The organism is Thalassotalea loyana, assembly GCF_030161435.1.
GTDB lineage: Bacteria > Pseudomonadota > Gammaproteobacteria > Enterobacterales > Alteromonadaceae > Thalassotalea_G > Thalassotalea_G loyana.
In genome coordinates this window covers 1-10417 of record NZ_BSSV01000009.1, presented here as the reverse complement: position 1 = coordinate 10417, position 10417 = coordinate 1, and the positions used below count along the sequence as shown (strand labels likewise).

Below are 10417 nucleotides of genomic sequence, written 5' to 3'. Positions count from 1 at the left end.
AACGGAGCTTAGGCTCCGTTTTTTATTGCGTAAATTACTTAACGCCGAGTTCTTTTAGGCGCTCAAGTAAGTAACTCTCTTGAGTGTGGCGTTCAGAGAGCTTAACTTCGCTTCGTGGGTGTAAAAACAATGGTAAAGAAATACGAGATTTGTCACTCGCTTTACCTGTAGGGTTGATCACACGATGGCTAGTTGAAGGGAAGTATCCTTGAGAGGCTTCTTGTAACATATCACCAATGTTGATGATCAGGTTACCGAAATCTGAAGGAACGTCCATCCAGCTCCCATCTTGGCGTTGGACTTGAAGTCCTGGTTCATTGGCAGCCGGCAATATAGTTAGCAAGTTAATGTCTTCATGCGCAGCAGCTCTGATGGCACCTGGCTCCTCATCGCCCTGTAGCGGAGGGTAATGCAATACACGTAGTAATGTGTTCGGTGTATCTTTGATCATGTTAGACAGCTTTTCACTATAATGCGCTGATACATCAGCTGGACTATGTGCTTCAACCCAATCGAGTAATTCAGCAGCTAGATCCGAAGCAGTGTTATAGTAATTAAGAATTTCTTCTTCTAGTTGGCTTGGAATGCGGCCCCAAGGGTAGACATGATAATATTCTTTGATGTCTTTTTTAGTATGGCCCTTTGCAGTTTCCGACACTTCGGATGAAAAGAAGCCGTCTTGCTTCTCTGGATCGAAGGCGAAATCTTGTTTTTCATCAGTGCAGAAAAACTCGTACCAATTTTTATAGATAGACTCTACCATCTCTTTTTTAATTGGGTGGTTAATTAACACACCAAAGCCTGTTTCTCTCAAGCTTTGAACGAACTTCTGTGGTGCGTCATCAGCGAGATAATCAACTACTTGTACTTGCATATACTTTTATCCTCAAAAATTACATGGACATTTTAAAGGCAAATATAGTGAATACCATAGAAAATACAAATTTTTTTAACCATTTGGTCATCTTTTTTATTTAACTACACAATTGGCCATTAATATGAGATTGTTAATGTAAAGTAAGAAATAAGGAAATTTATGAATAGAATTATCGCTTTATGTTTTACGACAGTTTTTTTAGCGTCATGTAGTTCAACGACTGAGCAGTGTGAAGATCCCGCTGAAGTAAAAAAACAAATTCAACAATGCCAGTTATTGAATAAACAAATGAAGGAAGCGAAAGGCCAGCCAATTCGCTTACAGGAGCTAGAGCGTCGATATGAACAGGATTGTGTTAAGTCTCGCTATTACAAAGACGACCATCAAGTAAACTCGTGTAAAGCTGAAAAAGGTTAACAGACTTTCACTAAAGACAAATGAATATAATAAGTCAGTTAACAGGATGTTATTACTTGCGCCAAGTAGTAGATATTTGGCGTGGAAAAGTCCATTATGTGCTAAGTTTAATGCATAACTTTTTCATTTCGGTTGTATGACTAAGCCGCAACATCAACAACATTCAGCGCAAGATTACGCTGAACTTCAATCAGAAATTGATACCCTTAAAAAAGAGTATCAGTACCTTGCTGATCGTCACGATGCGCTATTTAAGCTCAACTCATTGTTGAGTGAGTGTAGTGATATTCACGATTTTTACTATCAAGTTCACAAAGTGGTTGCTTCGTTAATGGTCGCTGGCAATTTTTATATTGTGCTTTATGACCAAACCTTTGAAGAGTTAGAGTTTGTCTATCATGTTGATGAATTCGACACTGCGCCTGCGGGAAAAATTGCGTTTGAGCAGTTCAAAGGCTCACTAACAAACTACGTTATTCTCTCAGGCAAATCATTATTAGCTACGCCTGAATTATTATCAGAACTCAAAGCGCAAGGTAAGATTTCCAATGTTGGCTCGGATAGTATCGATTGGTTAGGTGTACCTCTGATCGACGATGGTTATATTATTGGGGTCATCGCTGTCCAAAGTTATTCTGAAAGTATGCGTTATCAGCAAGCAGATCTGGAAATGCTCAATTTTGCTGCTCAACACATTGTTTCGGCACTGACTCATGTTCAAGATACTGATAGATTGCAAAAAGCGGTTTCAGCAAGAACAAGTGAATTGATGGAACAAATTCGTGAGCGAGAAAAGTCTGAGTTGTTGCAGGAATCGTTATTCCGTATTTCTGAGTTGGCGTCGGAAGGCACCTTGGACTTAGATCATTTCTATTCTCAAGTGCATAATATTGTTGGCCAGCTGATCAATGCTTCAAACTTCTTTGTGGCAAAGTACCAAAAAGAAAGTGATACCCTCAGCTTTTTATATTTTGTTGATCAACTCTCTGAAAATCATGCGCACGACTTCAAACCGCGAAAGATGTCTAATCATTACACTGAATTGGTTATTCGGTCAGGTAAGGAAGTCTTACTTGATCGTTCGAAGATGTTGCAATTGCATGCTGACGGCGTGACGTCGAAACCCCAGGGCCATTCAACTTCTTGGCTTGGTGTGCCTTTAAAAATCGATGATCAGATCATTGGCGCCATGGTGATTCAAAGTTATCAAGCAGATGTTCTATATACTGAGTCTGATTCTGAGTTATTAAACTTTGTTGCGCAGCACGTAGCGAATGCAATCAAGCGACGAGAGTCCATTGATTATGAGCGCAGAACACATGAAATGCTCGAAGAACAAGTAAAAATTCGAACGCATGCGCTAGAAGAAGAAATTAAGCAGCGTAAGCAAATGGAGTCGTTATTAAAGCATTCGGCAGCGCATGACGCACTCACTGGATTGCCAAATCGAACGGTCTTTATTGACCTTGTTGATCATGCCATTGCTTGCCAAAAACGCCGAAACGACATGCAATTTGCTGTTTTGTTTTTGGATTTAGATCGATTCAAAGTCGTTAACGATAGTTTAGGTCACCACGCCGGCGATTTATTACTGAAAATCATCGCCAAAGAACTAAAGTACATCATCAGAGAAAAAGATACCGTCGCAAGATTAGGTGGCGATGAGTTTGTTATATTAATCGAAGATCTCGAAAACCATGATGAAGCATACGAGATAGCTCAGCGCATTACTGAAATGCTAGAAAGACCATTTGAGATTGAGAAGCAACCTGTGTTTATCGGGGCCAGTATTGGTGTGCTGTTTAGTGATGAACGCTATGCAAGTGCAGACATTATGTTGCGAGATGCCGATACAGCGATGTACCACGCCAAAGATAAAGGCAAAGGGCGTTTCGAAGTTTTTGATGCATCAATGCACCAAAAGGTACAGAATGCGTTGACACTTGAAGCAGACATGCGTGAAGCCATAGAACGTTCCGAGTTTTTGCCGTTTTTTCAGCCGATAGTTAATCTTGATGATGGTAATGTTGTTGGTTTTGAAGCGTTAGCCCGCTGGCAAAGTTACAAACGTGGGTTCGTTTATCCTGATGAGTTTATTTCATTAGCCGAAGAAACCGGCTTGATAATGCAAATTGATTTACAAATCTTAGAAAAGAGCTGTCAGAATTTAAAAATTTGGCAGGAAGAGCACAGTCTCAACGATGTTTATGTTAGTTGTAACCTTTACTGTAACCACTTTTTTAATCCGACCTTACCTGATGAAATAAAAAGAATTACCGAAGCGCATAATGTTTCGCCGCAACATATTCGTCTCGAAATCACCGAGCGAGCGTTATTAGAAAATAATAATGTTGTATTGGCCAATATGAAAGCCCTGAAACAACTTGGCTTTAAAATTTTGCTTGATGATTTTGGAACAGGTTATTCAAGTTTGAGTTACTTGCATCGCTTCCCAATTGATGTATTGAAAATAGATAAGTCCTTTATTAATAACGTCCAAGAGCACGAAAATAACCGTGCGATCATCAAAACAATTATTGATTTGGCAACCAATTTACAAATGGCAACGGTAGGTGAAGGTATCGAGCAAGAGCAGGATGCTAAATTACTACAACGTATGGATTGTAATTACGGGCAAGGCTATTTCTTCGCAAAACCAATGCCCGCTGAGAATGTGCCGACGATGATGAGTTTCGATGATTGAGGGAGAAGTTGATGAAATATCTTTTAGTTCTATTGTGCGGTTTGACTATAGTGGCCTGTAAGCAAGAGCCTGTTTCTCAAAATAAGCTAAGTGCCCAAGAGACACAGGTTGAAAAGCCAACGGATAATGTTAACCAATTAACGGTCACCGTCGAATACCTAACATTAGAAGGTGGTTTTTATGGCTTAGTGACTCAAAATGGTGAGAAACTTCTACCGATGAATCTCGCTAAAGAGCATCACCATGCTGGTACTGTATTAAAAGTAACGGGTAAAAAATTGACTGATGTGATGACAATACAGCAGTGGGGAACACCTTTTGAATTGACCTCTGTTGAATTGATTAAAAAAGGCGAAAGCAATCAAAAATAAAAAAAGCGCTTAGGCGCTTTTTTTATTCGCAAATGAGCGGTTGCTGTAAAAGCGTCATTGTTCGCTCATCTTCGTTTATGGTGATTTGAAATAATAACCTGAATTGACTCTCACTGATCTTCTTAATTTCCTCTCCAGAGAGAAAGCTAGCTAACACAGGTGTTGTGTTGCTATGGCCGACAACAAGAACATTTTGTTTAGCCTTTAGCAGGTCAACTGCGAACATATCAAGCGCCTTTGGCGAGTATTGCTTGACCGCCAAGCCAAGTTTATTAGCAACAGGCGTGGCGGTTTCTATCGTACGATTATATGGTGTACTGTATACGGCCTTTATATTTGCAAGCTCTAGTAATTCAGCGAGCTGGTGTGCTCTTGATATACCGCACTTTGTTAAGCTAGGGTTTTCTTGATCCGTTTGCTTTTCAGCGTGGCGTGTTAAGTAAACAGTGAACTCTTGCGCCATTAACCTTGGCGCAAGTAATAATATAGAGCTAAGAAATCCAATCGTTACTAGCTTCATGATTAGAATAATCTGTTTAAACCATTAAGTGCTGCGACCCGAAATGCTTCAGCCATTGTTGGATAGTTGAAGGTGGTTTCAACGAAATATTCAATATTATTGCCACCATTTTTTTGTTGCATAATCGCTTGGCCGATATGAATGATTTCCGCAGCGTTTTCACCGAAACAGTGGATACCTAAAATCTCTTTTGTATCTCTGTGAAAGAGGATCTTTAGTGAGCCTACCAAACTGTTGGCAATCTGTGCTCTTGCTAAGTGTTTAAACTGGGCACGACCTACTTCATACGGTACTTTAGCTTCCGTTAACTCTTGTTCTGTTCTTCCAACAGAGCTGATTTCCGGAATAGTATAAATTCCTGTAGGTATATCGGAAATTAATTTTGCAGTGCTTCTATGATCAATCATTGCCGACGCTGCCAGACGGCCTTGATCATAGGCAGCACTAGCTAAACTTGGGTAACCAATAACATCGCCAACTGCATAGATATTCTCTATGCTGGTTTGATATTGATCATTTACTTTTAGCTGACCACGGCCATCCGCTTCAAGGTTAGCATTTGCTAAATTAAGGTCGGCCGTATTACCTGTTCGACCATTAGCCCATAATAAACAATCAGCTTTCATTTTTTTACCTGACTCAAGGTGAACAATCACTGAGTCATCATTGGCTTCTACACGCTCAATCTGTTCACCGTGGCGAATAACAACACCGTTATTCCACAAGTGGTAACTTAACGAATCAGAAATTTCATCATCTAAAAATGATAACAAGCGATCGCGAGTATTTATTAAATCAACCTTTACACCTAAGCCTCTAAAGATCGACGCATATTCACTGCCAATGACACCTGCACCATAGATAATAATTGAACGAGGATCGTGAGCAAGAGATAAAATGGTATCAGAGTCGTAAACTCTAGGATGACTAAAATCAATATCATCAGGACGATATGGATGTGAACCTGTTGCGATAACAATTTGTTCTGCCGTTATTTGTTCAACAGAGCCATCTGGTTTAACTACCTTCAAGGTATGTTCATCGATAAATGAAGCTTCACCAACAATGTGCTCAACACGGTTTCTATCGTAAAAGCCACTGCGCAATTGAACTTGTTTACGAATTACCGCTTCGGCATGTTTCAATATATCTGAAAAAGTTAAATGTTTTGCTTTCTCGTGTCTACGAAATAGAGGGTTTGAATTGTATTCGATAAGTCGACTTACGCTTTGGCGAAGTGCTTTAGAAGGAATTGTGCCCCAGTGAGTACATCCGCCACCAACATCCTTATATCGTTCAATAATGGCGACGCGTTTTTGCTTTTTGGCCAACTCCATCGAGGTTCCTTCACCACCTGGGCCACTGCCGATGATGATGGCATCAAAGTCATATTGAACAGCTTTTTGCTGTGCGTCATTTTCTACTTTTTTCTTAGACACAATAAAAAATCCAATTCCTGCAATATCTTATTGAAAAGTTTAACAGGAATTGGATTTAAATTAAGTAATACTTAAGTTTATTTATGCAATAGATGCGCTCATCGTAACAAAGCTTTTCTTTTGTTCGTTAAAGCGAACTTTCAACTCAATGTATTGCTTATGTAATTCTGAGTTTTCTACGTCGCTCATTAACTCAGCTTTTTTGTTAGCTAAAAGTTGCTTTTTGGCATCGTAAAAGTCATTTAATTTCGCTACAACTAAGTCATATTCTGTTTGCAGTTTAGCTAACATCAGCTCTGCATTGGGATGTTTTGCCAAACGTTGTTGTGTACGTTTTAACGTCATCGATAACTTAGCTTTTTCTATTTTATCTTCTGGGCTGACACGAAGTTTAGAGGTCAGATTCAAATACTCACACCCTTTGATTAGCCATTTGGTTGGATCAAACTGCCACCATCGAATACCATTTCTGTAGTCATTTTCGAAAATATGGTGAAAATTATGGTAACCCTCACCAAAAGTAAAAAACGCTAAAAAGCCGTTATCTCTGGCGGTATTTTTGTCGGTATAGGTTTGCTTACCCCAAATATGAGCGAGAGAATTGATGAAAAACGTTGTGTGGTGACTTAATACAAGTCGCAGAACACCGACTAATAATAAGGCACTGATAATATCACCATTGATGAAGCCAAAAATCAAAGGTACACCAAAATTCATTAAGGCACTTAATACTAAATAGTGCTTGTGTTGCCACATGACGATTTTATCTTTTTGTAAATCACGGACATTCTCATAATTGCTATAACGACTCGCTTGATATTCACGAAGCATCCAACCGATATGAGAATACCAAAACCCCATTTTAGCGGAATACGGATCTTTATCATTGTTATCAACATGTTTGTGATGAATACGATGATCTGATGACCAATGAAGCGCACTATTTTGCAGTGCAAAAGCACCACCTAAAGCGAAAATAAAACGCAAACTCCAATGAGCTTGGTATGTTTTATGTGACCATAATCGGTGGTAACCAGCGGTAATTGACATACCACAATAGATAAAACAAATAACTGCCATCACGATTTCAGCCATATCAAAACCATGGGTAATTGCACGGTAAGGAACGGCGATTGCAGCAAATAGAAAGGTCGTTAAGAAAACGAAAACGTTTAGCCAGATAATCTTAGGCTTATTCATAAATCTTCCAAAAATGAGAATTGATACTTTCAGCTAACAAGTGTACGCCAAAAGATTAGGTCAAGCCAGCAGTCTATAGATAATTCGTTAATAATTTACGACGAAAGTATTAAGAAAATTCACCACTTCATGACAATGAACTAACCATTGCGTATGATAGTGAAAAATCGTTATTAGTAGAAAGTGGAAATGACTGGAGTTCGAGCCCAACAGAAAGAAAAGACAAGACGTCAACTGATTGATGCGGCACTAAATCAATTAAGTGCTGAGCGAAGTTTCTCGAGTTTGAGTTTAAGAGAAGTAGCAAAGGAAGCCGGATTAGCGCCAACGTCTTTTTATCGTCATTTTGCTGATATGGATGAACTAGGACTTACCCTAGTTGATGAAGCAGGTTTAACACTCCGACAGCTGATGAGACAAGCGCGACAACGGATTGAAAAAGGTGGTTCAGTTATCAATATTTCAGTGAAGACCTTTATGGAATTTATTGATGATAACGCGAATATTTTTCGCCTTTTATTACGTGAGCGCTCAGGTACCTCGGCTGAATTTCGTGCGGCCGTTAGTCGTGAGATTCGTTACTTTACGTTGGAACTTGCGGATTACTTACAAGCTGCAAATCAGCTTGATCATGAAATTGCTTTATTACAGGCAGATGCTGCTGTAACTGTAGTGTTTTCAGCGGGCGCTGATGCATTAGATATGAATGAAGCAGAAAGAGATCTGTTATCGCAAAGAACGATTAGTCAGCTGCGTTTTATTGCAAGAGGAGCAGCTGACTTCAGTGCCAGAATTACAAATAAGCAAAAAGCTAGTTAGTTTTCTTAATTAAGTAAACGCCAGTCTCTATGTGATCAGTAAAAGGAAACTGATCAAATAGAGCGAAATTTTTCACTTCATGAGTTTTACTTAACGTTTTTAAGTTATCTTTGAGTGTATTGGGGTTACAAGAAATGTACACGATTCGCTCAAAGCGACTCACTAACTCTAAGCTATCATCATCAAGGCCCGCACGTGGTGGATCGACTAGCACTGTCTCGTAATTATAATCCGTTAAATCAATATCAGCTAAACGTCGAAAGGTTCTTTCTCCATTCATTGCTTGGCTGAATTCTTCACTAGAAATACGAACAATTTTGATATTGTCTTTGTTATTTGAGGCAATATTTAGTTGGGCTGAGTTCACCGATGTTTTTGATATTTCGGTACCTAAAACGCGTGTAAAGTTGTCTGCAAGTGCAATACTGAAATTACCGTTGCCACAATATAACTCTATTAAGTCGCCTTGAAGGTTTTGAGTAACCGATTTTGCCCAAGACAACATGTGTTCATTTACCCCTCCGTTTGGCTGGGTAAAGCTATTCTCTACTTGTTGGTACTTTAGCGCCTGGCCATCTACATGAAGTACTTCATCAACAAAGTCTCTATCTAAAATAACTTTTTGTTTTCGTGCTCGACCAACGATATCAACCTTACCTAGCTGAGTATTTAATCTATCACGTAAAGCCATCGTTTGATTTTGCCATTCATCGTCTAACGGTTTGTGATAGAGCATACTAATAAGAAGCTCACCACTTTTGGTTGATAAAAAATCAACCTGGAACAGGCGTTCACGCAATACTTTCTTATCGCGGATATCATTAAGTAATACCTGCATTGCTCTATTGATCAGTTTGCTAGCAACAGGAAAGCTTTCAACCTTAAACTTTTCCTTAGTTTCTTTATTAAACATAATAAAGAAAAGGTCGTCTCCTTCGTGCCAAAGCCTGAACTCAGCTCTTAGGCGATAATTTTGTGGCTCAGAGCGGAAAATTTCAGTCTTAGGTAAATCAAACTCAGCAAATAATGTTTCCATTGAAATGCGCTTTTCTTCAAGCTGAGGTTCGTAATTCTCTGGCGTAACATGACTGAACATAATAAGTACCTAATAATAAATAACGAGCGAATTCTAGCGTTGAAATGTGGAATGTCTAGTTAAAGTTAGCTAATGAAATAGGAATAATAAAATATAGACAATAAAAAGCCCGCTTAACGCGGGCTTAAACTATTTAATAATATGTAAGGTATTAGTCGTCAGATTTCTCAGGGCGTTCTTTGGCTTCACGCACTTTTAGAGTTCGCTGCTGAAATTCTGTATCATTTAGCGCTTTAATAGCTTTATCACTATCTTTAGCTGAAATTTCAACGAAACCAAAGCCTCTTCTCTTCCCTGTGTTTTTGTCTTTCATCAAACGAACGGAGTGTACATATCCGTGTTCAGCAAATAAGTGCCTTACAGCTGCTTCATTTGCACGGTATGGTAAATTACCAACGTAAAGAGTCTTCACCTCGTCATTGGCACCATCGTCACTTCCACCTGATAACTGATTAGAAATAAGGAAACCAAGTAACGTACCGACAAATGCACCGATTGCAGCAGCTTGTGGTTCCATAGAAAGGGCGCCCGAAATAAAATACGTGATTCCGGCAATGGCAAGTGCAATTACAACTGCCTTTATAAAGAATGGGAAATTCATAAATATCTACCTAATTATTGTTTTTAAAATAAAAATAGCAATTTCTATGTTACCCACCTTTTACTATAGTGCAACAAATATAATGCCAATTTTTGACCAGAGTTAATAAATCGGGGAAAGCAAGGTAATAAGTAGTGGTAAAGACAGAAAGTACCATTTACATGCTAAAAACGTACATAAGTACTAAAACTCAGATCATATTTTGAAGAACACTTTGTTTATTTAGCTGTTTGGTGATTTATCCGAAATTTAACGTGTTTAAAACAATAACTACGACTTAGAGCGCTTATTTTATGCGGTTTGTATATAAAACGACCGAACAGTAAATTAATTTAAAATAAGTGTTGACGTGTGATAAAAAATCCCTAAAATG

At 38.8% G+C, this 10417-nt stretch carries 10 protein-coding genes; 4 read left to right on the top strand and 6 right to left on the bottom strand.

The window, feature by feature from the left end; genetic code table 11:
* Positions 1-34 precede the first annotated feature (34 nt).
* On the bottom strand, positions 35-874 hold the full coding sequence (locus tag QQK05_RS16890) for a 2OG-Fe(II) oxygenase family protein (protein ID WP_284300822.1): 840 nt from the start codon (positions 872-874) through the stop codon (positions 35-37).
* A gap of 162 nt (positions 875-1036) precedes the next feature.
* Here QQK05_RS16890 and QQK05_RS16885 point away from each other — a divergent pair, with 162 nt between their 5' ends.
* From QQK05_RS16885 to QQK05_RS16875, 3 genes are all read left to right on the top strand, one after another.
* A complete protein-coding gene (locus tag QQK05_RS16885; protein ID WP_284300820.1) occupies positions 1037-1294 on the top strand; it encodes a hypothetical protein in 258 nt (85 codons plus the stop codon).
* A gap of 136 nt (positions 1295-1430) precedes the next feature.
* On the top strand, positions 1431-3998 hold the full coding sequence (locus tag QQK05_RS16880) for a sensor domain-containing phosphodiesterase (RefSeq protein ID WP_284300817.1): 2568 nt from the start codon (positions 1431-1433) through the stop codon (positions 3996-3998).
* An 11-nt stretch (positions 3999-4009) separates the two neighbouring features.
* On the top strand, positions 4010-4369 hold the full coding sequence (locus QQK05_RS16875; protein WP_284300815.1) for a hypothetical protein: 360 nt from the start codon (positions 4010-4012) through the stop codon (positions 4367-4369).
* Between the two features lie 22 nt (positions 4370-4391).
* On the opposite strand, the gene QQK05_RS16870 is transcribed toward QQK05_RS16875, so the two are convergent.
* The 3 genes from QQK05_RS16870 to QQK05_RS16860 form a co-directional block, all read right to left on the bottom strand.
* Complete coding sequence (locus tag QQK05_RS16870) at positions 4392-4889, bottom strand: SixA phosphatase family protein (protein WP_284300813.1); 498 nt, start codon at positions 4887-4889, stop codon at positions 4392-4394.
* A 2-nt stretch (positions 4890-4891) separates the two neighbouring features.
* Positions 4892-6328, bottom strand: a complete 1437-nt coding sequence (sthA, locus tag QQK05_RS16865) for a Si-specific NAD(P)(+) transhydrogenase (RefSeq protein ID WP_284300811.1) — start codon at positions 6326-6328, stop codon at positions 4892-4894.
* 81 nt (positions 6329-6409) lie between these two features.
* Positions 6410-7528: an acyl-CoA desaturase gene (locus QQK05_RS16860; protein ID WP_284300809.1), complete on the bottom strand. Its 1119-nt coding sequence runs from the start codon at positions 7526-7528 to the stop codon at positions 6410-6412.
* Positions 7529-7717: 189 nt separating this feature from the next.
* Here QQK05_RS16860 and fabR point away from each other — a divergent pair, with 189 nt between their 5' ends.
* Positions 7718-8347, top strand: a complete 630-nt coding sequence (gene fabR / locus QQK05_RS16855) for an HTH-type transcriptional repressor FabR (RefSeq protein ID WP_284300807.1) — start codon at positions 7718-7720, stop codon at positions 8345-8347.
* Here the strand turns inward: fabR and trmA are convergent.
* Together trmA and QQK05_RS16845 are read right to left on the bottom strand one after the other, a co-directional pair.
* Positions 8340-9443, bottom strand: coding sequence for a tRNA (uridine(54)-C5)-methyltransferase TrmA (gene trmA, locus QQK05_RS16850; RefSeq protein WP_284300805.1), 1104 nt, complete (start codon positions 9441-9443; stop codon positions 8340-8342). The genes fabR and trmA overlap by 8 nt on opposite strands.
* A gap of 151 nt (positions 9444-9594) precedes the next feature.
* A complete protein-coding gene (locus QQK05_RS16845; protein ID WP_284300803.1) occupies positions 9595-10044 on the bottom strand; it encodes an RNA recognition motif domain-containing protein in 450 nt (149 codons plus the stop codon).
* Positions 10045-10417: the final 373 nt, after the last annotated feature.

What these genes read in the sequence shown, in the direction of transcription:
- QQK05_RS16845 (WP_284300803.1), bottom strand. Translation starts at nt 10,044, where the DNA reads ATGAATTTCCCATTCTTTATAAAGGCAGTTGTAATTGCACTTGCCATT.
- QQK05_RS16860 (WP_284300809.1), bottom strand. Translation starts at nt 7,528, where the DNA reads ATGAATAAGCCTAAGATTATCTGGCTAAACGTTTTCGTTTTCTTAACG.
- QQK05_RS16880 (WP_284300817.1), top strand. Translation starts at nt 1,431, where the DNA reads ATGACTAAGCCGCAACATCAACAACATTCAGCGCAAGATTACGCTGAA.
- fabR (WP_284300807.1), top strand. Translation starts at nt 7,718, where the DNA reads ATGACTGGAGTTCGAGCCCAACAGAAAGAAAAGACAAGACGTCAACTG.
- trmA (WP_284300805.1), bottom strand. Translation starts at nt 9,443, where the DNA reads ATGTTCAGTCATGTTACGCCAGAGAATTACGAACCTCAGCTTGAAGAA.
- QQK05_RS16890 (WP_284300822.1), bottom strand. Translation starts at nt 874, where the DNA reads ATGCAAGTACAAGTAGTTGATTATCTCGCTGATGACGCACCACAGAAG.
- QQK05_RS16870 (WP_284300813.1), bottom strand. Translation starts at nt 4,889, where the DNA reads ATGAAGCTAGTAACGATTGGATTTCTTAGCTCTATATTATTACTTGCG.
- QQK05_RS16885 (WP_284300820.1), top strand. Translation starts at nt 1,037, where the DNA reads ATGAATAGAATTATCGCTTTATGTTTTACGACAGTTTTTTTAGCGTCA.
- QQK05_RS16875 (WP_284300815.1), top strand. Translation starts at nt 4,010, where the DNA reads ATGAAATATCTTTTAGTTCTATTGTGCGGTTTGACTATAGTGGCCTGT.